Raw genomic sequence first — 25,776 nt, forward strand, 5'->3', positions numbered from 1 at the left:
TCTTGCCTGATGCAGCTGTGCTGGACTGACGATCAACGACCGATAGGGAGGTGATATGGGAGTGGCAAAGATTTATACCAAAGCAGATGCGAAAGCGGCAATCGATCGCGCCGATTACAACTTGTTCAAACAATGGCGATCGGTGCGCAGCGATCTGTCGGCGCGGCAGTTCGCGGCGCTGGGAAATGACGTCGGGCATAGCTATCGCCACGTAGACGGCACAGCGGAGAGAGGAAAGTCGACCTACGAGAACGCCGACGTCGCTGCGGAGGTGACCATGCAACTGCTGAACTCGAAGCAAGGGCAGAAGATCCTCAAAAGGCTGGACAAAGCCAGTCCTGAAGGCAGCTTTATGGAGGACAACCCGGACAATCGCAGGATTGAAGCTGTCGTCACCGGTGACTGGTACGGCAAGGATGAAAACGGCACCAAGGCCAAAATCACCAAGGCGGCTTGCCAGGTGATGAAGCTGGGCGCGGACGTGTTGTGGGTGCATACCACGTTTCCCACCGCGTTCTAGTTGCCTGCCCGCCGGCAGACACCGCACAAGCAAGGCAAACGAGAAGAGATGGCATGATCAAATACGCAGACCTGGGCGCCCACAAGCAGCTCAACGAGATAGTATTCGCCGGCAGCCATGACGCCGGCATCACCGGCGACGACAACGCGCAGACGCAGGCCCTGGACACCGGCGGCCAGGCGGGTGCCGGCGTGCGCTTTTTCGACCTGCGCATCGCCGCTTTCCGTACCAATAATGTCGCGCATGGTGTCAAGCAGACCGAGATGAAGGCCTTCCACGCGGACGGCAAGCTGCATGTCAAGGAGGACAAGGTGCGCGGCGTGGCTGGCCTGCCCGGCGCCGCCAACATCGAGCGCTCGCGGCTGCGCGCCGGTGCCGAGGGCCTACCCTTGCAGGCCATGCTGCAGGACGTCAGGGACTTTGTCACCAGCGCTGATTTCGGCGGCGGGTTCCTGATACTGAAATTCGACAAATGCACCAACTGGGGCCTGATCCCTAAGCTGTGCCGCAGTGTGCTGGGCAACATGCTTTACACCGCCGGCGGCACCTCCGCCATGAACGGCAAGTCGCACCACAGCAAGATCAAGGAAAACGTCAAGAAGCAGGCCAGGATCCTGGCGGCCGCCACCACCGGCGTGCAGGTCAAAACACATCTGCGGTTCGCCCGTTCGCTCATGTATTCCAACGCGCTGGCCAATCCCAATATCCTCGGCATGATGTACTGGACCAGCGATGAGATTTAACGACGACACCTGGGTGGTGGGCGAAATCGGCATGCCGCTCACCCACAAGAAGCATTTTCTCGACGTGGCGCAGGAGCAGAAATGCGTGATCATGGTCCGCAAGACCGGACCCACCTGCCACGGCCTGCTGGCGGAAGGCTATGACACCAAGGGCTACCGCATCCACGGCAAATCCTGCGACTGGGGGCCGATGGCCGGCTTCGTCATGCGCGATCCCCGGCTCAATAAGTACGGCCTGGCCAAGGCCGGCTTCAACCATGAAAAGCATATGGAAGCCTTGTACGCAGACAAGGAAAACCAGGGCTGGAATGCGTCGACCACACCCTTGATCCTGTCGCGCGACCGCATCGAGTGGCTGATGAACATGGAATACATACGCCTGGTCTCCAGCGGCAATAACTACATAGGCGTGGCCGACAAGGCCGGCGTCAAGTTCAACTATGTGCTCATCCCCGAAGGCGGCGGTTTGTACAGCGTGTGCTTCGATCACAGCAGGGGCGGTCCGCACTGGGTACAGGACACCGGCAACGTGGTAGACCAGCCGCATCCGAGCAACCGGCTGTACGAACCCATGCTGGCCATGACCAATCCGCCCGACCATGGTCTGTCCACCACCACCCCGCACCTGAAGGCCGTCACCGGCGACTACGATCTGTTTGCCGTGTGGCCGTACGAGAACAGCTACAACGCCGGTCCCGGCGGCGCTGACCACCGGCCGCTCGGTACCGTGCGGGGCTCGACCACGCCGGCCGAGCGCCAGCGCGTCGAACATCTGGAAAGCCAGTTCACGGCCAGCGGGCAGGGCACCAAGCTGGGCAACATCACCAATCGTATTTATATGATTTGCCAGCTCATCAACTCCCGCGTCGGCCGCAATGTCCTGTGGCACAGCGACGAGGCGGCCCGGCCATTTCTCGACGACGTGGATCTGCCGGTGATCGCATTCACGCCCGGCGGCGCCCATATCGGCAGCGAGTCGATCGGCGACTTCAAGCGTTTCATCGAAGCGTGCCGGCGCTACAGCGTACAGGTTACGCTCTCCAACGCATGGACCCAGGAGCCCTCGGCGGCGCATCCCAACCGCCTGGGGGAGGGCTATGCGCGCTTCGTTCCCGTCGATGGCGTGCGTATCATCGCGCCAGACTGGTACAACGCTTGACACGCGCCACCCTGTGGCGCGCCATTGCCGCGACTATCACCTTGATCGGAAGACTACAACATGCCTACCCCACCCGCCGTACCCAGTTCTTACCCGAATAATCAGGATGCGCTCAACATCGCGGTCGAGTCCCCCGACATGGTCTTTTCAGCATTTGCCAAAGTGCCGTCGCGCTGGCCCCTGGTCACCAAGACGGTGCGCATAGGATCCGGCGTGGCCGGCGTCGGCATCCAGGTGACCCAGCAGGCGCTGAGCACCACCACCATCATTGCCCTGTTCACCGGCGCCGCCGCCGCCTCGGCCACCGGCATCGGCTTGATCGTCGGCGGCGCGGCCATCACGCTGGGTTCGATCACTGCTTCGGCCCGCTCGGCCTTCAAGACCCACCGCCACCTGAAAGTGCTCAACGCCCTGCTGGAGCGGGCCGATGGCATGCCCTGCGACCTGATTGGCCCGGATGGCGCCAAGGCCGAGAAGGACGCCGCCGAGCACCAGAAAGTGCAGGAGGCGCTGGCCTATCTGATCAACAAGAAGGGTAACAAGCGGATCAAGAAAGTCGGCGGCACCGTCGGACTCGGCATCGGCGTCAGCCTGTATGGCATGGGCAAAGCCATTTATAAGTTGGCCAAGGGCACCAAAGGCGTCAACCGCACCGCCCACGCACATGTGATCGCCAAGCATCTGGTGACGCACAACTGCGCGCTGGCGCAGGGCATTGTCGCCGAGCTTTACAGCCCGGACGAAATGCTGTGGATGCTGGAGCGCGATTCCAGTGAGGTCGCCGCGCTGTTGGCCGAGAAAATGAAATCGACCTGATATTTGGCGCCAGGCATGGCAAGGGGAGGCGGATATGACGCTGGATTTGAAAAGCTGGGCATCGGTCGTCAGCGCGAAAAAAAACCAGACCTTCAATTTCATGGCCGCTATCGCGTCACCGGAATATTTTCAAGCAAGCGAGGCGGGATGGCCGAACGGAACGCAAGTGTATGCATCGGTTTGAACCTCAATTATTGCTACAGTACGGCGGAGTGGTCATGCGTCCAAAAGAGCTGACGTGCTGTGTCGTGTGTGGCGCCCCAACGCAAGTGGCGCGTGTCGCCGGCGCGGCGACGCACGATCCTTATCCCTGCTGCCCGGCCATCGCCTGCCGCATGGTGCTGAGCCGGCGCGCCGAGATGGGCGAGCCGGGCTTCCGCCATTATCTGCAAATGCAGGCCCGCCATCGCCGGCATCTGGCGGACGTGGCGGCTGCGGCGGCGGCAAGAAAACTGGCCGAGGTGGCGGAAAACGCCGCCGGCTGGGCCGCCTTGCGCACACGCCTGCGTGACACCCAGGCCTTGGAGCCGTTGCAGCTGCTGCTGCCGACGGGACCGCGGCGCGCGCGTCCGCTGTCGGCCCGGCGGCGCGAGCGTTACCGCGCGCATTTGCTCGGCATCGTGGCCGAGGCCAGCGGTATGCCGTCGGCCGGCGCGCCCGCCGCCGGTACCTCTTCCGCTGCCATGCCGTCCGCCGTGTCCGCGATGCCGGGCCGCCTGTGCGCGCTGTGCGGAGGCGGCTGCTGTACCCGGGGCGGTGAGCAGGCCTACCTGAGCGCGGCCACCCTGCGCCGCTTCATGGACGCCCGGCCGCAGCTGTCTCCCGCCGAGGTGGTGGCCGCTTATCTGGAGCACGTCGCGCCGGCGCCGCAGGCCCGCTCCTGCATCAACCACACGCGGCATGGCTGCAGCCTGCCACGGGATATGCGCAGCGACATCTGCAACCGCTTTGCCTGCGAGCCGCTGGCGCGGCTGCTGGCGGCCCAGCGCGGCGGCGACGGCAAGACAGGGGCGCTGCCGGTGGTGCTGGTGATACGCCGCCAGCAGGACCACTGGCACCGCGCGGAGCCGGGTCTGGACAACGCCATCAACGCCCGCGTGATCCTGCGCGAAACCGGCATCGAGCGCATGGCGCCGGGCGCGGCGCGATGAGCGGCCAGTATTCAGCGCCGCGCCGCGACCGCCAATCCGGCCACCGGCGCATCGAGCTCGGTGCGCAGGACCTCGCGCCGCAATTCCAGCACGCTCAGGCCGGCCCGCGCCAGCGCATCGCGCGCGTATGCTTCGCTGTGGCTGTAGCGGCCGTGCGGGTTGAGACGGTAGGGTGCGGCGTCGGCATCGGCGACGGCTTCCGCAGCGCGCAATTCTTCCAGCGTGAACACCAGGTGGCCGCCGGGACGCAGGGCGGCGGCGGCGGCGGCCAGCGCCTCGTCCAGGGCGCCGAAGTAGCACAGCGTGTCGGCCGACACCACCAGGTCGTAGCTGGCCGGATGGGCCGCCAGCCAGGCGGTCAGCTCGGCCTCCTCCAGGCGGCGGTAGCCGCCGCGCAGCTTGGCCTGCTCCAGCATTTTGGGCGACAGGTCGACCCCGTCCAGCGTGCGTGCATAGGGCTGCAGGATGGGGGCGCACAGGCCGGTGCCGCAGCCGGCGTCGAGCACGTCCAGCGCGGCCTGCGGCGCGCCCAGCAGGTCGGCCGCCAGCGCGCCGCAGATGGCAGGTGCGCGGTAGCCCAGGCCGGCCAGCACCTGGTCGAAGCTGCTGGCGAAACGGTCGAAGGTGCTTTGCACATAGCCATCGCTGGCGCGCTGCGGCGCCGCGCCGCCCGCCACGGCGGCGATCATATGGGCGATGGCCGGATTGTCCGGCTGCTGCAGCTGCCACTCGCGGTACACCACCAGCGCCTCCTCGTGACGCCCGCTGGAGACCAGGGCCTGGCCCAGGTTGTGATAGGCGTCCATGCTTTGCGGCGCCAGTTCGATGGCGCGGCGGTAGGCCGTCATGGCATCCTGCGGCTGGTGCAGCGCGCGCAGCGCGTTGCCCAGGTTGGCCCAGCATTCGGCGAAGTCGGGCGCCAGCGCCAGGCCACGCTGGTAGGCCGTCACCGCCTCGGCCGCCAGGCCCTGGGCCTTGAGCACCACGCCCAGGTTGTTCCAGGCCGGGGCGAACTCGGGCCGGGCCGCCAGCACCGCGCGGTAGGTCTCGGCCGCCTCGGCGGCCAGGCCGAGTTCCTTCTGCACGTTGCCCAGGTTGTTGCGGGCGTCCACATAGTCCGGCGCCAGGGACAGGGCGCGGCCGATCAGGGCCAGCGCGCTGTCGCGTTGCCCCTGCTGGTGCATCAGCACACCCAGGTAGTGCAGCGCATCCGGATGGCGGGGCGCCTTGGCCAGGATGGCGCGGTAGCGGCGTTCGGCCTCGGCCGCCTGGCCGCCACGGTGGGCGTCGATGGCCAGGCGCAGCGCGGCGTCGAGCGGCGCCGGACGGTTGCGGGCAATGGCGGAGGTTTTGCGCATGGGATGTCCTGTGTCGTGGCAAGGCGTCCAGCTTATCGCAAAACATTGCGGCGACCTACTTATTCCGCCATACTGGCGGGCACAAAAGCGTGCTTGCGCGCACAGGAGAGAGAGCATGCCTAGCCAGGTATCGACGGGTGCGATGATGACTTGCAGCTTTGGCGCGGCGCCGTCCTCGCTGATGGTGCTGCCGACGAACAGGGTGCTGTGCGAAGGGCCGCCGGCGGCCAACATCATGGACCACAAGCCCATGGTCAACATCATGCCGTTCGGTACCTGCATGTCGCTGGCCAATCCCACGGTGGCGGCTGCCACCGCCGCCGCGCTCGGCGTGCTGACCCCCATGCCATGTATTCCGATGACCGTGACGCCGTGGGCGCCTGGAGCCCCCACCGTGCTGATTGCCAATATGCCGGCGCTGGACAACGTCTCCAAATGCATGTGCAACTGGGGCGGCGTGATCGCCATCAGCATGCCCGGCACCGTCAAGACCCTGATACCCTGATACCGCAAAATAGAGAAGCCGATGCCCGCAACACAGACCGAACGAGAGATATCCGTCACCTCCGCGCTGGCGGCCGACACGCTGCTGTTCCGCAGCATGGAGGGCAGCGAGCAGCTGGGGCGGCTGTCGGAATTCCGCGTGCAACTGTCCAGCAGCAATCCGGACATCCAGATCGCCGACGTGCTGGGCAAGACCATGGCGGTGCACCTGGCGCTGGAGGATGGCGGCCTGCGTCATTTCCACGGCGTCGTCACGCGTTTCCGCAGCAACGGCTGGGATGGCGACGGCGCGCTGTACGAGGCCACCATCCATCCCGGGCTGTGGCTGCTGACGCGTTGCTCCGATTGCCGCATCTTCCAGGATAAATCCATCCCGGACATCGTGGCGGACGTGTGCGGCGCCCCCCAGTATGGCGGCCTGGTGGAGCTGTCGCGCAATGCACTCAGCGACAACCATAAGCCGTTGCCGTATTGCGTACAGTACCGCGAGACGGACTTCAATTTTGTCTGCCGCCTGCTGGAGCAGGCCGGCATCTATTTTTACTTCACCCATGAGGAGCACAGGCACGTCATGGTGCTGGCCGATTCCTACGGCGCCCACCAGCCCATCGCCGGCGGAGCCTTGAAGTATTTCGGCGGCGACGGTGCGCCCCACCACCACGAGGAGGCGGTGACGTCGTGGTCCATGTCGGGCGAAATCCAGTCCAGCGGCTATGCGCTCAACGATTTCGATTTCGAACAAGCCGCTTCCAGCGCCCGCGGCGGCTTGAAAGTCAAATCCGCCATTCCGGCCGCCTTCAGGCAGACCGCCTTCGACATGTATGACTATCCGGGCCTGTACACGGCGGTCGCCGATGGTAGCGCGCAGGCCAGGCGCCGCATGGAAACGCTGCATGGACAGTGCGAGCGCATCGACGCGGCTAGCAATGCGCGCGCGTTGTACACGGGCGGCCTGTTCAAGCTGGCCGAACACCCGCGCACCGACCAGAACCGGGAGTTCCTGGTGACCGACGCCACCTATGTGCTCAGGGGTAACGACTATCGCAGCGGCGGCAGCGGTGGCGGCGCCGAGTTCCTGGTCGCGCTGGGAGCGGTCGGGACCGAACACGCCTTCCGCCCGCAGCCGGTGGCGCGCAAGCCCCTGGTGCAGGGACCGCAAACGGCCATGGTGGTGGGCAAGGCTGGCGAGGAAATCTGGACCGACAAGTATGGCAGGGTCAAGGTGCAGTTCCACTGGGACCGCGAGGGCAGCGAGGACGAGAAGAGTTCCTGCTGGGTGCGGGTCTCGCAGGGCTGGGCCGGCAAGGGCTGGGGCGCCATGTTCATCCCGCGTGTCGGCATGGAGGTGGTGGTCGAATTCCTGGAGGGCGATCCTGACCGGCCGCTGGTCACGGGCTGCGTGTACAACTCGGACGCCATGCCGCCCTATGCGCTGCCGGCCGGGCAGACCAGGTCCACCATCATGTCCAATTCGTCCAAGGATGGCCAGGGCTGCAACGAGCTGCGCTTCGAGGACAAGAAGGACGGCGAGGAAGTGTATCTGCACGCCGAGCGCGATTTCCTGCGCGTGGTGAAGAACAACGACCAGCTCAAGGTCGGCTTCGAGACCGCCGACAAGGGCGACCAGGACATCGCCATCAAGAACGACCGCCGGCTGGACGTCGGACATGACCAGCAGGTCAAGATCGGCAACATGGAAACCATCGAGGTTGGCAAGGACCAGAAGATCAAGGTCGGCAAGGACCAGACGCTGGACGTCAGCGCCAACCAGAAGGTGAAGGCGGGGCAGACCATCGTCATCGAAGCCGGCACCTCGATCGAGTTGAAGGTGGGCGCCAGCAGCGTCAAGATCGAAGCGGCCAGGATCACCATCAAGTCGGTGGAGATCGCGATCGCCTCCGACGCCAAAACCCAGGTCAAGGCCGGGGCCATGATGGAGCTCGATGGCGGTTCCTTGACGACGCTGGCCGGCGGCCTCGTGAAGATCAATTGATGGCGCCCGCAGGCGGTGCCGGGCGCAGGACTGAAATTGTGGCCTTTGGTCAATTTCTAGCGCCGATGCGCTTGGCCCCAACGTATAATTGGAGCTCGCCATGACAGCCTCTGTTGTGCCAGTCCGCAGCACCGTCCAGCCTGATCTTTCCGGTAGGGCCGAGACTTCACGTCCCACTTATCACCATTGACCCGATGCTGTTAACCTTGAGTATCCTCAGCTATCGCAACCAGCCGGCGCCGCAGGCGCCGGTGGGGCATTTCACCGACGCCGGCGGCAGCTTGGGCCGTTCGCCCGACAACTTGCTGGTGCTTGACGATCCCGGTAAATATATTTCGCGCGTGCATGCGCGGGTGAGCTGTCGCGCCGGAACGTATTTCCTCGAAGATGTGGGCAGCAATCCCAGCGTGATCAATGACCGGCCCTTGGGCAAGGGCCGCGAGATAGCGCTGAACGATGGAGACCGTCTCGTCATCGGCGATTATCAGCTCGAGGCGCGGATCGCCGTTGCGGCCGCGGCGCCGGCGCCGTGGCTGCCGCCGGCGCCGCTCAACGATACGGCGCTGCCGCTGTTCGAGCCGCCGCCGGCCCCGCCGCCGGTGCAACTGCCGCCGCTGGAGCTGGTGCCGGCGCCGGTGGCGCCGCCCCCGCTGGCGGCGGCCGGCATCGACAGCCTGGCCGCTGCGCGCATCCTGGACATCGAGCCGGGCGGGGGCGCCGGCTCGGCCATGGATGATCCTCTCGGGCTGAACCTGTTCGCCAGCACGCCGCCCGCGCCGGCGGCCTTGCCTGGCGATCTGGGCCTGAACCTGGCGCCGCAATACCGCGCCGCCGAGAGCGACCATGTGTCGCCGGAGCTGGTACCGTTCCGCTTGCCCGCCGCAGCCGCGCCGTCGTCCGGCCCGACGTCCGGCCCGGTGGCGCCGGCGTCGGCGGCCCGTCCTGCGGCCGCCTTTGCCATCCCGGACGATTACGATCCGCTGGCCGACCTGCTGCCGCGCGCAGCAGCCCCTGTGCCAGCGCCGCTGACATCGCCGGCGCCAGACCTGTTCGCAGGGTTGACGCCGCCAGCTTTCGCAGCGGCGCCGGCGCCGTCCGCAGCGCCAGTGCCGACGTCGCCTGAGGCGGCGCCGCCCCCTATGGCGGTAGCGCCGCCGGCATCGCCCCAGGCGCCGTCGGCGCCGCTCGCCGCCTTCCTGAACAGCGCGGCCGCCAGCGCCGACGATGCGCATACGCTGATGGCGCCCGCTTACAGAACCGCACCTGCCGTGCCTGCCGTTAGCGCGCCCCCTCCCGCAGCGGCCGGCGCAGCACGGTCCGACAGCGACAGCGACATCCTGCAAGCCCTGCTGCGCGGACTGGGACTGCCGGACCTGCAGCTGAACCGCTCCGGGGTGCAGGTGGCCGAGACCGTGGGCGCCATGCTGCGCGAGGCCACGGCTGGCGCCATGGATGTGCTGATGGCGCGCGCCCTCACCAAGAAGGAAAGCCGGATCGACATGACCATGATCTCGGTCAGCGCCAACAATCCGCTGAAATTCTTCCCCAACCCGGACAGCGCACTGACCCAGATGCTGACCAACGCCATGGCCGGCTACATGCCGCCGGTGCAGGCCATGCGCAGCGCCTTTGACGACGTGAAGGCGCATGAGCTGGCCGTCATCGCCGGCATGCGGGCCGCGCTGGCGTCCGTGCTGCAGCGCTTCGACCCGGCCCGTATCGAGAGCCGGCTGGCCGTGCCCAGCGTGATGGACAAGATGCTGAGCAGCTCGCGCAAGGCGAAATTATGGGACAGCCTGGTGGAACTGTACGGCGAGATCGCGCGCGAGGCCGACGATGACGTACAGCGCCTGTTCAGCGAAAAGTTCGCGCAAGCATACGAAGAGCAGGTCGAACGCCTGCGCCGGGCTGGCAACAAGCCTGGGATCAATTAGACAACGAGGCATCATGGCGTGGAAAAACAAGGTGGTCTGGTCGGAAGGCATGCTGCTGCAGCCGCAGCATCTGCAGCAGCACGACCGTTATTGGCAGAGCCAGCTGGAGGCCCGGGTGTCCGCCCTGACGCCCTATGGCTACGGCTTTGCCGGTCTCAAGCTCGATGAGCAGCAACTGGCGCTGGGCAAGCTGGCCTTGATGGCGTGCCGCGCAGTGCTGCCGGACGGTACCCCATTCGACCTGCCGGCCGAAGACGAATTGCCGCTGCCGCTGGAAGTGCCTGCCGATGCGCGCAACGTGCTGGTGGTGCTGGCCCTGCCACTGCGCCGGCACGGCGTGGCGGAAGTGGCCAACCTGGACGGCCCGGATAATTTCGCCCGCCACCGCAGCGACGACTACGAGGTCTGGGACAGCAATGGCCTGGACAACAGCGCCCTGGTACAGATCGGCAAGCTGCGGCTGCGCATCGCGCTGGAAAGCGAAGTGGTGCATGCCTATGCCACCCTGGGCATCGCCCGCATCGTCGAACGGCGCGCCGACAACCGCGTGGTGCTCGATCCCGAGTACTGCGCGCCATGCCTGGACTTCCGCGCAGCACCCCGGCTGGCCGGCTTCGCCGACGAGCTGGTGGGCCTGCTGCACCAGCGCGCCGAGGCGCTGGCCGCGCGGCTGTCTCAGCCCGGCGCCACCGGGGCCGCGGAAATTGCCGATTTCCTGCTGCTGCAGCTGCTCAACCGGGTGCAGCCGCTGTTCAGCCACCTGGCCAGCGCCACCGGCGTACATCCTGAACGGCTGTACAGCGCCATGCTGGAGCTGGCTGGCGAACTGGCCACCTTTACCGAAGCCGGCAAGCGCGCCGCCTCCTACGGCCCGTACCGCCATGACGCGCTGGCCGAGACCTTCGCGCCCCTGATCGTGGACCTGCGGCGCGCCCTGTCCACCGTGATGGATGCGCAGGCGGTACCGATCACGCTCGAGGAGCGCCAGTTCGGCATCCGGGTGGCGGTGCTGCCGGACAAGGAGCTGCTGCGCAGCGCTACCTTTGTGCTGGCGGTCAACGCCCAGATGCCGGCCGAGATGATGCGCACCGCGTTCCCGGCCCAGGTCAAGATCGGTTCGGTGGAGAAGATCCGCGACCTGGTCAACCTGCAGTTGCCGGGCATAGGGCTGCGCGCCTTGCCGGTGGCCCCGCGCCAATTGCCGTTTTATGCGGGCTACACCTATTTCGAGCTGGACCGCAGCAGCGAATACTTCCAGCACCTGCACCAGTCGGCCGGATTCGCGATGCATGTGGCGGGCGATTTTCCGGGATTGCAGATGCAGTTCTGGGCCATCAGAAGGTAGGCATACGTGAGCACACAGGACCCACTCGAACCGCAGCCGGATCCGGACGCCACCATGATGGTCCCGACGCCGGGTGGGCGGCGCGCCGCAACGCCGCCGGCCACCCAGCCGGCCGGCACGGCGGGCGCCGCCACCGCGACCACCGCCGCCAGCGCGGTACACAAGATATCCGGCAGCGGCCTCAATCCGCTGGTACGCGCCGCCAATGCGCTGCTGGACCTGGTGGTGCCGCTGCGCACCACGGCCCAGCCGCCCGATCTGCAGCAGTTGCGCGAGCGCCTGGCGCTGGCGCTCAAGGTCTTCGAGACCGAGGCCCGCGCGGACGGCATCGACAGCGAAGCCATCGCCGCCGCCCGCTACATCCTGTGCACACTGCTCGATGAAACCATCGCCAGCACGGCTTGGGGCAGCGGGGTGTGGGGCACGCGCAGCCTGTTGGTGGCGTTTCACAATGAGGCCTCGGGCGGTGAAAAGGTGTTCCTCATCCTGCAGCGCCTGAGCCAGAACCCGGCCGCCAACCTGGATTTGCTGGAGCTGATGTATGTCTGCCTGTCGCTCGGGCTGGAGGGGCGCTATCGCGTGCTCGACCAGGGCCAGGCCCAGTTGGCGACGTTGCGCGAGCGCCTGCTGCAATTGATACGCCAGCATCGCGGCGCCTACGAAACCGACCTCTCGCCAGCCTGGCGTGGCACTGCGCCCGCCGCCGCCTCGCCCTTGCGCGGCACGCCGGTATGGGTGCTGATCGCGGCGGCCGCCGTGCTGCTGCTGATTGTGCAACTGGTCTGCAGCGTGGTCCTGAACCGCGCTTCCGACCCCGTGTTCGCCGGCCTGTCCAGGATACGCGTGGCGCGCACCGTGGCGCCTGCGCCAGCGCCGGCAGTGGCGCCGCCGGCGGCGTCCCGCATCGCCGGCTTCCTGGCGCCCGAAGTGGCACAGGGACTGGTCAGCGTGCGCGAGACTGCCGAGCGCTGCGTCATCACCGTGCGCGGCGATGGCATGTTCGGCTCCGGCAGCGCGGAGGTGCAGAGCAAGCTGACGCCCCTGCTTGAGCGTATCGGCGCGGCGCTCGGCACCTTGCCCGGCAAGGTCATCGTGATCGGCCACACCGACGACACCAAGCCCGGCCTGTCGGCGCGCTTCCCGTCCAACTATGATTTGTCCAAGGCGCGCGCGGCCGGGGTGGCGGCGGTGCTGGCGCAGCGCGCGGGTCCGCCGCAGCGCTACAGCGCGGAAGGGCGTGGCGACACCGAGCCACAGGTCGCCAACGACAGCGCGGTCAATCGCGCGCGCAACCGGCGCGTCGAGATCGTGGTGCTGACCCCGGCGCTGGCGCCATGATGTGCCGCATGTTTTTGACATTTTCTGGCCGCCGCGGCGGACAACTATGAAACGATTATTTTCCTGGCTGTTCAAGCGCTGGGTGCTGACCCTGCTGGGCGTGCTGCTGCTGTCGCTGCTGGTGTGGTTCGAGGGGCCGCTGCTGGCCTTTGACGGCAAGGAGCCGTTCGCCTCCAGCGGCGTGCGCTGGTTCATCATTCTGCTGTTGCTGCTGGCCTGGGCCGGCTATTTCATCTGGCGCTGGATCGCCGCGACGCTGGCCAACCGGCGCCTGATGGCCAGCCTGGCGCCGCCGGAGGAGGCCGCGCCCGCCGCCGGCCAGGCGCAGCAGCAGGAGGCGCTGCAGGAGCAGGCCTTGCTGGCCAAGCGCATGCGGGAGGCCTTGGCGGTGCTGCGCAAGGCGGCGCCCGGAAAGAAACAATGGAATGGCCAGTATCTGTACCAACTGCCGTGGTACATGCTGGTCGGCGCGCCGGGCAGCGGCAAGACCACCACGCTGCTGCATTCGGGCTTGACGTTCCCGCTGGCCGACACGCTGGGTCCGGGCGCCATCGGCGGCGTGGGCGGCACCCGCCATTGCGACTGGTGGTTCACCGACGAGGCAGTGCTGCTGGACACTGCCGGGCGCTACACCACCCAGGACAGCCACAGTGAACTCGACCAGGCCGGCTGGATCGGTTTTCTCGGCCTGTTGAAACGGCACCGGCCGCGCCGCCCCATCAACGGCATCATCGTCGCCGTCAGCGTGGCCGATCTGCTGCAGCAGGGGCCGGCTGGACGTCAGGTCCAGGCCCTGGCCATCCGCGCCCGCATCAAGGAGCTGCACGAGCGGCTGGGCAGCAGCTTCCCGATTTATGTCACGGTCACCAAGTGCGACCTGCTGGCCGGATTCGTCGAGTTCTTCGATGACCTGGGCCGCGAAGAGCGGGCCCAGGTCTGGGGCATGACCTTCGAGGCCGACCCCGACGGACAGCCCGGCCAGGCGCTGGCCGGCTTTGCCGGGCGCTTCGCGGCACTGGAGCGCCAGTTGCAGGTGCGCGTGCTGGCACGCATGCAGCAGGAACGCGACCTCCAGCGGCGCGCCTTGCTGTACCGCTTCCCGCAGCAGTTTGCCGCCATCGGCGACGTGCTGGGCGATTTCCTTAACGAGGTGTTCCAGGCCACCCGCTTCGAGCAGCCCGCGCTGCTGCGCGGCGTGTATTTCACCAGCGGCACGCAGGAGGGCAGCCCGATCGACCGCGTGATGGTGTCGCTGGCCTCCGCCTTTGGACTGGACCGCAAGGTGCTGGCGCCCAATGCCGCCAGCGGGCGCAGCTATTTCATCACCACGCTGTTGCGCGAGGTGATCTTCAAGGAAGCCGGCTTGGCCGGCGCCGACCGCAAGTTCGAGCTGCGCCGCCAGCGCTTGCGCTGGCTGGCCGGAGGCGTGGCCGGGCTGGTGCTGCTGGTGACGGCGGCCGGCCTGGGCACCAGCTATGTGCGCAATCAGCGCTACGTGGCCGACCTGGAAGCGCGCACCGCGCAGATCAGCCAGCTGGCACTGGCCACGCCGGCCCAGGGCAGTGTGCTGGCCCTGCTGCCTCTGCTGGATGCCGCGCGCGCGCTGCCGGGCGGCTACGCCGATCGCGAGGCCGGCGTGCCGCTGTTTAACCGTTTCGGCCTGAACCAGGCCGACAAGCTGGGCGCGGGCGCCTACACCTTGTACCGGCGCCTGCTGCGCAGCGCGCTGCTGCCACGCATCGCCGGGCGGCTGGAAGATACCCTGCGGCGCGGCGACGCCAACAACCAGGAATTCCTGTACGAGACCTTGCGCGTATATCTGATGCTGGGCCAGCCCATGCATCTGGACGCCGAATCGGTGCAGGCCTGGCTGGGACTGGACTGGCGCCGTCATCTGCCGGACGCCACGCCCGAGCAGCGCGAGCAGCTGGCGGCCCACGTGGCGGCCCTGTTCGACAGCGGCGACGATAGCGCCGAACCGCCCGCGCTGGATGCCGGGCTGATCGCGCAAACCCGCTTGACGCTGGCCATGATGCCGCTGCCGCAGCGGGTCTACAACCGGCTCAAGCGGCAGGTGGCGCAGGCCCGGCTGCCGGAGTTCAGTGTCAACCGCGCGGTCGGGCGCGACGTCTCGCTGCTGCTGTCGCGCGCCAGCGGCGAACCGCTGACACGCGGTATTTCCGGGGTCTACAGCGTGGCCGGCTACCGCGAGCTGCTCAAGCAGCTGCCCCAGGCCATGCTGGACGTCGCCAAGGACAGCTGGGTGCTGGACCGGCGCGAATCGGAAGGCGCACTGGCCGCCGTCAGTGGTGAGCAGATGCGCTCGGCCGTGCTGCAGTTGTATTACACGGACTACATCAAGCAGTGGGATGGTTTGCTGGCCGATGTGCGCATCGTGCCATTCTCGACCCTGGAGCAGGGCGCGCGCGTGACCAACGCCCTGGCCGCCGCCGATTCGCCGCTGCGCGCCTTCATGCAGGCCGCCGCCAAGGAAACCACACTCGAGGGTACCGGCGGCAAAGCGGCCGCCGCCGCGCTGGACGAGGCGGTGCGCGGCAAGCTGGCGGCGGCGCGGCAGAAACTGGAATCGGCCCTGGGCGGCGATGACGCGCCGCCACCGGAAGCCAAGGCCGTCAATCCGGTCGACCTGCATTTCGATGCGCTGCACAAGCTGGTCGGTACGGCGGGCGCGCCCGGTCCGGCGCCGCTGGACGGCCTGCTCGCCATGCTGAAGGATGCGTCGGCCTACTTCGACGCGGCGGACGGCGCGCGCCGCGCCGGCAGCCCGCCGCCGCCGGCCGACACCATGCAGCGCCTGAAACGCGAGGGCGAGGGCAAGCCGGCGCCGCTGGGCGGCATGCTGCAGCAAATCGATGGCGCCGGCGCCGGCCTGACCCTGGGCAGCGAGCGGGCACGCCTGCAGGCCTTGTGGAGTGCGTCTGCCGCCGCCTTCTGCCAGGACGCCATCGCCGGCCGCTATCCGCTGGTGCGCAGCGCCGCCAAGGAAGTCACGCCTGACGATTTCGGCAAATTCTTTGGCCCCGGCGGCGTGATGGATGATTTCTTCGCCAAGAACCTGGCGGCCCAGGTCGACATGGCTGGCGGCCAGTGGAAGTGGCGCGCCACCGGCGGCGCCCCGCTGGGCGTGCCGCAGGACGTGCTGAACCAGTTCCAGCGTGCGGCGCGCCTGCGCGACATGTTCTTCGGCGCCGGTGGCCGACAGCCCTCGCTACGTTTCGAATTGACACCGGTTAGCGCCGATGCGGCGCTCAGCAAGGTCACGCTGGACCTCGACGGCCAGCCGGTGGTCTATGCGGCCGGCACCACCGCGCGGCCGGTGCAGATCGCCCTGCCCAGCGGCAAGGGCAGCGGCCAGGTGCATCTGGAAGCCACGCCCCCCGCGCGCACCGACCTGCGCGCGGACGGGCCGTGGGCCTGGTTCCACCTGCTGGACAAAGGCCTGCTGGAGCCCAGCGCCCAGGGCGAACGCTACAAGCTGACCTATGACCTGGACGGCCGCAAGGTGGTGTATCAGCTCAACGCCAGCAGCGTCATCAACCCGTTCCGGCGCGATGCGCTGGAGCAGTTCCGCTGCCCGGCCGGCTGGTGAGCGCGATGCACCTGGCGCCGGGCGCGGGATTTTTCGGCAAGGTCACCAGCCATGGGGACTTTGTCTCGCGCCGCCTGGCGCCGGCCTTCGTACAACCTTGGGATGGCTGGCTGCAGCAGGGCCTGCAGGCCAGCAAGGCTGCGCTGGGCGCACGCTGGCTGGCGACTTACATGAACAGTCCGATCTGGCACTTCGCGCTGGCGCCCGGGGTCTGTGGCCACTCGGCGTGGGCCGGGTTGATGATGCCCAGCGTGGACCGGGTCGGGCGGCATTTTCCCCTGACGCTGGCGGCCGAACTGGCAGCCGGTACCTCGCTGCCGGATTGTTTGACCAGCCACGCTGCCTGGCATGCAAGACTGGAGGAGCTGGCGTTGTCATCGCTGGCGGAGCAGTTTTCGCTGGACGCCTTTGATGCCGCGCTGTCGGCGCTGGAGGCGCCGTCGCTGGTGTCGGCGCCGGCAACGGTTATCGCCCTGGATCAGGCGCAGGGGCTGGAGCCGCAACTGCAGGCGGCCGGCGCCTCCGGCCTGCTGCGCGGCATCGCCGCCGCCGCGCTGGCGGGGCAGGGCTTGTGGTGGACCGATGGTTCGCCGCAGGTGGCGCCTTGCGTGGCGCTCAGCCGTGGCCTGCCGCCGCCATCCGCTTTTGCCGCATTGCTCGATGGCGACTGGCGCGGCCACGGCTGGCCCGGGGTCTGATCATCGCGGCGCTACTGGCGCCACCGGCGCTGCGGCGCAGCAGGTCAGCAGCACGGTGATGTTGTCCCGGCTGCCGTAGGCCTTGGCCAGGGCGATCAGGCGTGCGCAGCTGGCGGCCAGGCTGTCGGCGCTGGCGGCGGCCAGCACCTGCTGCATCTCGGCATGCGGCACCGCGCCGTGCAGGCCGTCGCTGCACAGCATCAGTACATCGCCGGCCTGCGGCAACTGGCTCAGGACCTCCGGCAGGATGCGCGGCGAGGGGCCTATCGCCTGCAGCAGCAAATTCCTGGCCGGCAGATTCTCGATCATGCCGGCTTCCAGCGCCTGCTGGTACAGGGTCTGGTCGCGCGTCAGCAACTCCAGAAGGCCGTTGCGTTGCCGGTAAAGGCGGCTGTCCCCTACATTGAACAGGACCAGCGCCGCGCTGCCGGCAGGCTGCCAGAAGCCGCACAGGGTGGTGCCCATGCCGCCCTCGGGCTGCTGGCGCGCCAGATTCTGCGCATACAGGCCATGGTTGGCGGCGTCGATGGCGTCATGTACCAGGCTGACGCTGCGCATGGCCGGGTCGAACCAGGTGGCGTCGACGTCGGCCTCGCCGTCGGCACCGTCCTGGGCCGCCGCGTGTGCGCGCAGATAGTCGCGCAGCGTCGTCAAGGCGGCCGCGCTGGCCACTTCGCCGGCGGCGTGGCCGCCCATGCCGTCGGCCACCATGGCCAGTCCCAGCGCCTCATCGATGAGGAAGTTGTCTTCGTTGCTGGTGCGTACCGTGCCGACGTCGGTAGCGCCCACTGCCACCCCGGCTGGCAGGCGATGCGGCTGGCCGCTCGACAGCGGCTGCCAGCTGCTCATGGCCATGCGGCGCGCATCAGGCGCCGCCCAGTTCGGTGAGGAAGCGGGTACGCTCGGGCACCGACTCGATATGCTCGGCCACCAGGCGCAGGAAGTCGCCACGGTCGTTGGTCTGGCGTGCGGCGCGTTTTGCCACCACTTTGGCGATCGGGCCGATCAGCGGCAACAGCTTGAGAGCAATGCTGTCGACGAAGGCCTCGTCATACGCGACCGGGATGCGGATCTCGGAGCGCCCGGTGCTGAGCCCGGTCCCAAGGCCGGTGCCGGCCGTGGATGCGGGGCCGCTGGTGCCGGTGCGCAGCCCGGCCGTGCCGCTGCCGGTGCCGCTGGCATCGAGCTTCTTCTTGAGCAGCGCCACGCCCTGCTGGAATTCCAGCCGGCCGATATCGGAGGGAATGTGCGGCAGCAGCATGTCGGCCAACTGGTCGATGCCGTCCGCTTGCGCCGCCACTTTCCTCAGCAGGAATTTCGCCATCGGGCCTATCTGGCGCGAAAGGATTGTTTCCATTTCGGGCAGGGCTTCCAGCTTCCATGGCGTCATGGTCGCGCTGAGGGCGCCGGTTCCGGCCAGGGTGTGGCTGCCGCCGGTTCCGGCCGGCTGTGGCATGGGGTGCAGGCTGGCCGCCATCACGGTACGGTCGGCGTCGGCCATGGTGGTGGCGTCCGGATCGGCGCCATCCTGGCGCCCGATCTGGGACAGGGCGTCGAGGAAGGCGCGCGCCGATGGGTAGCGCTGCTCCGGCGCCTTGGCCATGGCGCGTTCCAGCACGCGGTCGTACGCCGTCCCCAAGGCAGGCTGCAGCTGCGACACCGGTACCGGCATTTCGTTGAGGATACGCTGCATCACCACCGAGGACGAGCCGACAAAGGGCCGCACCCCAGTCAGCAACTGGTATAGCAGGATACCGGCAGAGAACACGTCCGAGCGGCCATCGGCCACGTCGCCGCGGAACTGCTCGGGCGACATGTAGCTCGGCGTGCCTACCATGGCGCCGGTCTGGGTCAGCGTAGAGGACTCGATGCGGGCGATGCCGAAATCGCTGATCTTGACCTGGGCCGTGCGCGTAATCAGCAGGTTGGATGGCTTGATGTCGCGGTGGACCACGCCGCGCGCATGGGCATAGTCGAGCGCCGTCAGCAGGTCGCTCATCCAGGCCGTCACACGCGCCAGGGGCGTGGGCTGGTCAGGCACCATCAAGGTGTTGAGCGGCGTGCCGTCGATGAACTCCATGGCGATGTAGGCCGATTCGCTGTCCTCGCCGTAGTCGTACACCATGACGATATTCGGATGCTGCAGGCGGCCGGCCGCCTGCGCCTCGTTCTTGAAGCGGTTGATCAGTTCGGCCTGCTGGGCGTCGCTGAACAGTTCCTTGCGCACGGTCTTGAGCGCCACCACCCGCTCGATGTGCGGATCGAAGGCCTTGTACACCACCCCCATGGCGCCTTTGCCGAGGATGCTTTCGATACGGTATTTACCCAGTTGTTCCAGCATGACTGTGCCAGCGCCTTATTCTTCCAGCATCTTCATGGCACTGGCCAGGCTGGTGCGCATGCGGCTGAAGGAACGCGCCAGCACCGACAATTCGTCGTTGCCCTTGACGTCCAGTTCCTCGGCGTTGAACTGGCCCATGCTGACCTGGTCGGCCAGGCGCGACATCTGGGTGATGCGGCGCGTCACGAACAAGTGCACCATGATGTTCAGCGCCACGAACAAGAACGCGAAGATGCCCAGCATCGACAACATGTAGGTGCGCAGCATCAGACTGGCGCGGCGCAGCGGCACTTCCATCGGCACCGACACGACCTGGGCGCCGATCACCTCCATGTGTTTCCAGCCGAAGCCGTTGTTGCGGCCATAGATATCCAGCATGGTCTTGGGTGCGGCGTCTGGCACGCTGTGGCAGCGCAGGCAGGCGGCGTTGGTGATCTGCAAGGGACGGGCCACGTACAGTGCCGGGCCGGTCGAGGTGTTGCGCTCGCCAACGACTTCCTTCAGCGCGGGCTTGGCGCGCAAGGTGTTGACGATGTCGGCCTCCCAATCGGAGGCGCGGTCGCGCAGATTGGTCGGGTTGAGGGTCGCTTCCTTGTAGCTGAAATCGGCGTGCGACTTGAGCAGATGATTCAGGTGTTCGGTGGCGGCGTAGGAGGGGATCGACTGTGGCAGGAACTCGTATTTGAGCCGCGTTTCCAGCAAGGGAACGATCTGGGTCGAGGTGTAGCTGCGCGCGGCGCTGGCCGCTTCCATCAGCATGCGGGCGTTCTGCAGCGTCTCCTCGCGTGCATTGTCCTGCAGCAGATAGTTGGTGACCGCGCTGGCGGCGACAAAACCGCCCCCGAAAATGGTCAGGAACACGATGTTGAACTTCGCGGCAATCGACATTTTCATAGCGGTAGTGGCGGCGGCAGTAAGGGGTTATGGATGTGGGGAAAAAGAATAGTGCGACTTGGCGTGGCGGCAGTTGTGGCGGCGCCTTTCATCAGCGGCGCGTGGCCGCGGGGCTCTTGGTGGCGACCGGATTGAAACGGCGCTGCAGCAGCTGGCGCAGGGCCGGGACATCGGTCAGCCACGGCAAGACCTGGGCGTAACTGGCGGGTCCGTCCTGCTTCGGTTCCGCCGCATAACCTTTCAGGTTGACCGGGACCAGGCGGTCGAGGAAAGGGGGCGGCAAGCCTGCCAGGAATTCCTTGGAAGGACGCGCCAGCACTTTGAATGGCGCCGCCGGGCTGCCCGCGGCATATTGCTCGCGCGCCATCCTGATGGTACGCGGCGGCTTGCCGATGGCGGACTCCGTGATCGCGGCGTCGCCGTCTTCCACGAACACTTCGATGACGCCGGCATCGTCGTGGACGATGACCGAGGCGTTCGAGGAAAATTTGACGGCGCCGCTGATGACCGTGGGGGGATGGCCGCCAGGCGCGCGGGCCGGCTGTACCTTCAGCCAGCCGCTCAGCAATTGCAGTTCCGACTCGCCAGGCGTCAGTTTGAAATACACCCGGCTGGACGGGCCGAGCGCCAGGATAGCACCGGCCACGCCTTCTATCTGGATGCCGCCGGCGCCGGTGTCGACGATGTCGCCGTTTTCCAGATGGACCCCGCGCGTAGCGCTATAGAAACTGGTTCCGCGCAGCAGGCGCGGGGGCTGTTCGGCAAAGGAAATCGTGGCCACGCTGGCCAGGCTGGCCGCGCCGGCCAGAGGAGTGATAGGTAGTGCCATCGCCAGCAGCAGGTGAGGAAGGCGATATGAATTTCTACTCACTTCGATGACCTTTGATGAAGGGCTGTTGGCATGGCGTGGCGTCGGCTCGGGTGGCGGGACGGTGCGCCATCGGCCGCCCCCGGCAGTGGATGATTGTACAACGGGCGGTCGAGGAAGTTGCTATTTTTTAAAATAATTACGGTTACGCGTCCCCGGAACCCCATATGGCTGCTCCATGAGCCAATTGTAGTGCGGCGCGGGTAAGAATCAACGAAGTTCTATATGGAAATTAAACGTTCCTAAAAAACATTTTAGTTTTTATGGATTAATCTCTGTTACAATAACCGCAATGCAATAGCCAGTTCGGTGCCGCAACCCTGTACCGAACTGTCGTCGGCCCAGCAATTGCCGGCAGTCACCCTACCAACGACTCGTCACACTGGAGCTTTCGCAATGCGCATCACATCCCTGCTGCTGTCCCTTTCCGCCGTCGCCGCCCTGGCTTCGGGTACGTCCCACGCCGCCACCAACCTGGTGCAGAATGGCGGTTTCGAGCAAACCACCAATGGCACCAACAAGCAGCTGACCTCCAACGGCGACGCCGGCCGCACCACGCTGGTCGGCTGGAACAGCGCCTACAATGGCAATGCCAGGGACGCCGGCTACAACTTCGTGCTCGACAGCGCCATCTACACCACCAATGCCTCGGCCATCGCGCTGCGCACCCGGGACGACCTGGGCCATGCCAACGGCATCACCGCTTCGCCCACCGGCGGCAATGTGTTCGCCTCCGATCCGCAATGGTACGCCGGCGCGCTGTCGCAAACCGTCACCGGACTGGCCGCCAACAGCCTGTACACGCTGAGCTTCGACTACGCCCTGGGCCAGCAGGCCGGCTTCGACAAGGCCAATATCAATGACTACTGGGCCGTGAGCTTCGGCGGCAGCACCCAGAACACCAGCCCGCTGAGCATACAAAGCGGCGGCTTCAGCGGCTGGCAAACCGCCAGCATGACCTTCACCGCCAGCGGCGCTTCCCAGGTGCTGTCTTTCCTGGCCAACGGCGGCTCGGCTGGCGCCCCGCCGTTCCTGCTGCTCGATAACGTGTCGCTGACGGCCGCCGTGCCGGAACCGGAAACCTGGGGCATGCTGCTGGGTGGCCTGGGCCTGGTCGGCGTCATGGCGCGCCGCCGCGCCGCGCGCCGGCAGGCCTGAACGGAACCGCCGCGCCGACCCGGTCCGCGGCGCACGCCGCGGCCGGCCTGCCGGCCCTTACACCGCGCCGCCATCAGCGGCTACACTGGCGCCGTCATCCTCCACCGCGTCCATCATGCCCACCCTGAACGACTTCCTGGGCGCCGTCCTGCGCCTGTGCGCCTGGCTGGCGCTGCTGAGCGCCATCTTCGTCCCGCTGGAACGCTGGTACGGCTGCGAGCACCCGCCGCGCTCCCGCCGCGAGCGCCTGCACGACCTGGCCTACTATGTGATCAGCAGCCTGGTGCCCATCGTCCTGCTGAGCGTGCCGGCCGCGCTGCTGGCCGCTGCCGCGCGCCAGCTGGTGCCGGCCAGCCTGACCGATGCCGTCCATGGCCTGTCCGGCGCCGTACGCTTGCTGCTGGTGTTCCTGGTGGGGGAAACCGGCTTTTACTGGGGTCACCGGCTCAGCCATGAGCTGCCCTGGCTGTGGCGTTACCACGCCGTGCACCACAGCACCGAACACATGCACTTCCTGGCCAACACCCGCACCCACCCGGTGGACATGATCGTCACCCGCCTGTTCGGCCTGGTGCCGCTCTACCTGCTGGGCCTGGCCGGTCCCAGCATGGCCGGCAGCGGGGCGCCAGCCCTCCTGCTGGTGGCGGGCACCATGTGGGGATACTTCATCCACGCCAACCTGCGCTGGCGGCTGGGACCGCTGGAATGGCTGGTGGCCACGCCCGCCTTCCACCACTGGCACCACAGCCGCCACGACCACATCAACCGCAACTACGCCTCCACCTTGCCGCTGCTGGACCGGGTGTTCGGCACCCATTATCTGCCCCGGCATTGGCCGGCCGCCTACGGCACCGATACCCCGCTGGCGGACAGCCTCGGCGGCCAGTTGCTCGATCCGTTCCTTCCGGCAAGGAAAGGCAAACCGGACGCTTGATCGTTGTCCAGCGCTACCTGATTGCCTGCCTCTACATTGGCAGCGCGAAGCATGGTCGGCCAGACGCGCGGCCGGAAACGGCCTGAACACAGTCTGCGCGCCCAGGCATGGTGCCGCAACTGCGTACGCATGCAGCCCGGCCGAGGCCTTGTAACATTCTCGCGGCAAGATGCTGCTTGCTAGTCACAAAATTCTTTCAAATTGTCACACTCAGGCGTAGAATTGTATCCATGCGGCAATTCCATTGCTCGCGATGAAACCAGACCCCCGTTTCGTACCGATTAACGCAGCCACCTCGCTGCCCGATGCCGCCCGAGTGCCGAGCCTGCCTGGCCTCCTCCTTCGCGGCTATCCCCTTCGTTATACGGAGTGTTTCATCATGAAGATCACCATCAAATTCAGGCTGATCGCGACCATGGCCCTGCTGGGCCTGCTGATCGTGATTGCCGGCGTCAGCGGCCTGTACGGCATGCAGCAAGTCAATCTCAGCCTGCAGGACGCCAACGAGAACACCATGCCCTCGGCCATGGCCATCGGCGAATCCCAACTGGCGCTGGCCCGCTCACGCCTGGTGCTGGACCGCGTCACCATGCATCCGGAATTGCCGGACGCCGACAAAACCCTGGGGCGCGCCGAGAATTTCATGGCCGTCTCCGACAAGGCCTGGGCGCGCTACCTGTCGCTGCCCCAGAACGCCGACGAAAAGCGCCTGTCCGACCAGGTGGACCAGGACCGCAAGGCCTTCATCGACCAGGCCTACCTGCCTCTGGTGCGCGCGCTCAGGGCCAAGGATGCGGCCCTGGCCGACAAGATCACCATGACGCTGATGCAGCCGCTGTTTGCCAGGCTGTCGGACAGCGCCCAGAAGCTGGGCGAATTCCAGGCCGATTCCAATGCGCTCCACTACGCCGACAGCCAGGCGCGCTACGCCAGCCAGCGCTGGCTGACCGCCGGCACCATTATCGGCGGCGTGCTGCTGATGCTGGCGGCGGCAGCGTCCCTGCTGCGTTCCATCCTGGGGCCGATCCGCCAGTCGGTCACGCTGTTCTCGCGCATGGCCGAGGGCGACCTGTCCAGCCATATCGAAGTGCGCGGCAACGATGAAATGACCGAGCTGATGCGCGCGCTGGAAACCATGCAGGCCAAACTGGCCGACACCGTGCGCACCGTGCGCGACGGCGCCGCCAGCATCGCCACCGCCACCTCCGAGATCGCCACCGGCAACCTGGACCTGTCCGGCCGCACCGAGGAGCAGGCCGCCAGCCTGGAGGAAACGGCGTCCTCGCTGGAAGAGCTGACCGCCACCGTGCGCCAGAATTCCGACAATGCGCGCCAGTCCAACCAGCTGGCGCAGGACGCCTCCAAGGTGGCGGCGCGCGGCGGCGAGGTGGTGGGCAACGTGATCAACACCATGGAATCCATCCGCACCGCATCGACCCGCATTGCCGACATCATCGGCGTGATCGACGGCATCGCCTTCCAGACCAACATCCTGGCCTTGAACGCTGCCGTGGAAGCGGCCCGCGCCGGCGAACAGGGGCGCGGCTTCGCCGTGGTGGCGTCCGAGGTGCGCAGCCTGGCCCACCGCAGCGCCGAAGCAGCCAAGGACATCAAGGCCCTGATCAGCGACTCCGTGAGCCAGGTGGACGGCGGCGTGAGCCAGGTGCGCGAAGCCGGCACCACCATGGGCGAAATCGTGGCCAGCATCGAGCGCGTGGCCAACATCATCGTCCAGATCAGCGCCGCCGGCCAGGAGCAGGAAGTGGGCATCAGCCAGATCAACCAGGCGGTGGCCACGCTGGACGCGACCACCCAGCAGAATGCCGCGCTGGTGGAGGAGGCGGCTGCCGCCTCGGCCTCGCTGGAGCAGCAGGCCAGCCTGCTGTCCGCATCGGTGGCGGCCTTCAAACTCGATGGCGGGACCGCCCCGCGCCGCGCCGGCCGCACGCCGGACGCCAGCGCCGGCCGCACCGCCGGCCGCACCACCGGCCGCGCGCTGCTGGCCGGCTGACGCCGGCCTGGCGGCGCCGCGCCGCTCCGCCCTGCCGGCGTGCGCCGGCATCGCGCCCCATCCCCTGCCTTCCCCGCCGCGCCTGGGCCGGTGTGCCCACTCCCCACGCAACCACGCCGCCGGACAGCCACGCCCGCCGGCTCTCCGCTTCCGCTGTAAATAGTGACAGTTTCGCCAGGCCCTGGAAAAGCGTCCAATGACAACATCGACAACGGATGTATCTGGACACTTTGGGGGCGGGAATGAACGTTATCGCAGGACACACTGGGGCACTCTCCACGGCGCTGTACACGGACATGGCCCGTTATCGCCACAAGGTATTCATCGAGACCCTGGGCTGGGAACTGACAACCCAGAACGGCGAGGAACTGGACCAGTTCGACCGCCCCGACACCGTGTAC

Annotated in this window: 22 protein-coding genes; 17 read left to right on the forward strand and 5 right to left on the reverse strand. The window is 67.0% G+C overall.

What is annotated here, in order from left to right:
* The first annotated feature begins 61 nt into the window (after positions 1–61).
* The 6 genes from ACLB1G_RS21230 to ACLB1G_RS21255 all read left to right on the forward strand — a co-directional run bounded on the left by ACLB1G_RS21230 (position 62) and on the right by ACLB1G_RS21255 (position 4,389).
* The gene (locus ACLB1G_RS21230) at positions 62–520 is read left to right on the forward strand and encodes a hypothetical protein (RefSeq protein ID WP_491629234.1); all 459 of its coding nucleotides are present in this window, start codon (positions 62–64) and stop codon (positions 518–520) included.
* 53 nt (positions 521–573) lie between these two features.
* Entirely contained in the window at positions 574–1,263 is a 690-nt protein-coding gene (locus tag ACLB1G_RS21235; RefSeq protein WP_491629235.1) for a hypothetical protein, read from the forward strand.
* On the forward strand, positions 1,253–2,422 hold the full coding sequence (locus ACLB1G_RS21240) for an anthrax toxin-like adenylyl cyclase domain-containing protein (RefSeq protein ID WP_491629236.1): 1,170 nt from the start codon (positions 1,253–1,255) through the stop codon (positions 2,420–2,422). Before ACLB1G_RS21235 ends, ACLB1G_RS21240 begins: the two co-directional genes overlap by 11 nt.
* Before the next feature lie 60 nt (positions 2,423–2,482).
* Complete coding sequence (locus ACLB1G_RS21245) at positions 2,483–3,238, forward strand: hypothetical protein (RefSeq protein WP_491629237.1); 756 nt, start codon at positions 2,483–2,485, stop codon at positions 3,236–3,238.
* A 34-nt stretch (positions 3,239–3,272) separates the two neighbouring features.
* A complete protein-coding gene (locus tag ACLB1G_RS21250; RefSeq protein WP_491629238.1) occupies positions 3,273–3,422 on the forward strand; it encodes a hypothetical protein in 150 nt (49 codons plus the stop codon).
* 85 nt (positions 3,423–3,507) lie between these two features.
* Positions 3,508–4,389, forward strand: coding sequence for a hypothetical protein (locus ACLB1G_RS21255; protein ID WP_491629239.1), 882 nt, complete (start codon positions 3,508–3,510; stop codon positions 4,387–4,389).
* Between the two features lie 11 nt (positions 4,390–4,400).
* Here the strand turns inward: ACLB1G_RS21255 and ACLB1G_RS21260 are convergent, their stop codons facing one another.
* Positions 4,401–5,747 carry a class I SAM-dependent DNA methyltransferase gene (locus ACLB1G_RS21260; RefSeq protein ID WP_491629240.1) on the reverse strand — a complete coding sequence of 449 codons (1,347 nt, stop codon included), beginning with the start codon at positions 5,745–5,747 and terminating at the stop codon, positions 4,401–4,403.
* A 115-nt stretch (positions 5,748–5,862) separates the two neighbouring features.
* On the opposite strand from ACLB1G_RS21260, the gene ACLB1G_RS21265 reads away from it, so the two are divergent.
* From ACLB1G_RS21265 to tagF, 7 genes are all read left to right on the forward strand, one after another.
* Positions 5,863–6,252 (forward strand): DUF4280 domain-containing protein, encoded by a 390-nt coding sequence (locus ACLB1G_RS21265; RefSeq protein ID WP_491629241.1) that lies wholly within the window; start codon positions 5,863–5,865, stop codon positions 6,250–6,252.
* A gap of 21 nt (positions 6,253–6,273) precedes the next feature.
* On the forward strand, positions 6,274–8,244 hold the full coding sequence (locus ACLB1G_RS21270) for a type VI secretion system Vgr family protein (RefSeq protein WP_491629242.1): 1,971 nt from the start codon (positions 6,274–6,276) through the stop codon (positions 8,242–8,244).
* A 206-nt stretch (positions 8,245–8,450) separates the two neighbouring features.
* Positions 8,451–10,178 carry a type VI secretion system-associated FHA domain protein TagH gene (gene tagH / locus ACLB1G_RS21275; protein WP_491629243.1) on the forward strand — a complete coding sequence of 576 codons (1,728 nt, stop codon included), beginning with the start codon at positions 8,451–8,453 and terminating at the stop codon, positions 10,176–10,178.
* A gap of 13 nt (positions 10,179–10,191) precedes the next feature.
* The gene (gene tssK, locus ACLB1G_RS21280; RefSeq protein ID WP_491629244.1) at positions 10,192–11,523 is read left to right on the forward strand and encodes a type VI secretion system baseplate subunit TssK; all 1,332 of its coding nucleotides are present in this window, start codon (positions 10,192–10,194) and stop codon (positions 11,521–11,523) included.
* Positions 11,524–11,529: 6 nt separating this feature from the next.
* Positions 11,530–12,861, forward strand: a complete 1,332-nt coding sequence (gene icmH / locus ACLB1G_RS21285; RefSeq protein WP_491629245.1) for a type IVB secretion system protein IcmH/DotU — start codon at positions 11,530–11,532, stop codon at positions 12,859–12,861.
* Between the two features lie 46 nt (positions 12,862–12,907).
* Entirely contained in the window at positions 12,908–16,471 is a 3,564-nt protein-coding gene (gene tssM, locus ACLB1G_RS21290; RefSeq protein ID WP_491629246.1) for a type VI secretion system membrane subunit TssM, read from the forward strand.
* A 5-nt stretch (positions 16,472–16,476) separates the two neighbouring features.
* Complete coding sequence (gene tagF / locus ACLB1G_RS21295; RefSeq protein WP_491629254.1) at positions 16,477–17,169, forward strand: type VI secretion system-associated protein TagF; 693 nt, start codon at positions 16,477–16,479, stop codon at positions 17,167–17,169.
* Here the strand turns inward: tagF and ACLB1G_RS21300 are convergent, their stop codons facing one another.
* The 4 genes from ACLB1G_RS21300 to ACLB1G_RS21315 form a co-directional block, all read right to left on the reverse strand.
* Positions 17,170–18,018: a PP2C family protein-serine/threonine phosphatase gene (locus ACLB1G_RS21300; RefSeq protein WP_491629247.1), complete on the reverse strand. Its 849-nt coding sequence runs from the start codon at positions 18,016–18,018 to the stop codon at positions 17,170–17,172. It lies immediately after the preceding gene.
* A gap of 16 nt (positions 18,019–18,034) precedes the next feature.
* On the reverse strand, positions 18,035–19,510 hold the full coding sequence (locus ACLB1G_RS21305; RefSeq protein ID WP_491629248.1) for a serine/threonine-protein kinase: 1,476 nt from the start codon (positions 19,508–19,510) through the stop codon (positions 18,035–18,037).
* A gap of 15 nt (positions 19,511–19,525) precedes the next feature.
* Positions 19,526–20,404, reverse strand: a complete 879-nt coding sequence (locus ACLB1G_RS21310; RefSeq protein WP_491629249.1) for a Tll0287-like domain-containing protein — start codon at positions 20,402–20,404, stop codon at positions 19,526–19,528.
* Between the two features lie 91 nt (positions 20,405–20,495).
* Complete coding sequence (locus ACLB1G_RS21315) at positions 20,496–21,233, reverse strand: FecR family protein (RefSeq protein WP_491629250.1); 738 nt, start codon at positions 21,231–21,233, stop codon at positions 20,496–20,498.
* 435 nt (positions 21,234–21,668) lie between these two features.
* On the opposite strand from ACLB1G_RS21315, the gene ACLB1G_RS21320 reads away from it, so the two are divergent.
* The 4 genes from ACLB1G_RS21320 to ACLB1G_RS21335 all read left to right on the forward strand — a co-directional run.
* Entirely contained in the window at positions 21,669–22,430 is a 762-nt protein-coding gene (locus ACLB1G_RS21320) for a PEPxxWA-CTERM sorting domain-containing protein (protein ID WP_491629251.1), read from the forward strand.
* 115 nt (positions 22,431–22,545) lie between these two features.
* On the forward strand, positions 22,546–23,364 hold the full coding sequence (locus ACLB1G_RS21325; protein ID WP_491629252.1) for a sterol desaturase family protein: 819 nt from the start codon (positions 22,546–22,548) through the stop codon (positions 23,362–23,364).
* Between the two features lie 379 nt (positions 23,365–23,743).
* Complete coding sequence (locus ACLB1G_RS21330; protein WP_491629253.1) at positions 23,744–25,375, forward strand: methyl-accepting chemotaxis protein; 1,632 nt, start codon at positions 23,744–23,746, stop codon at positions 25,373–25,375.
* A gap of 242 nt (positions 25,376–25,617) precedes the next feature.
* The coding region (locus ACLB1G_RS21335) for an acyl-homoserine-lactone synthase (RefSeq protein WP_491629255.1) at positions 25,618–25,776 on the forward strand (159 nt) is incomplete at its 3' end.

Source organism: Duganella kummerowiae (assembly GCF_053572355.1).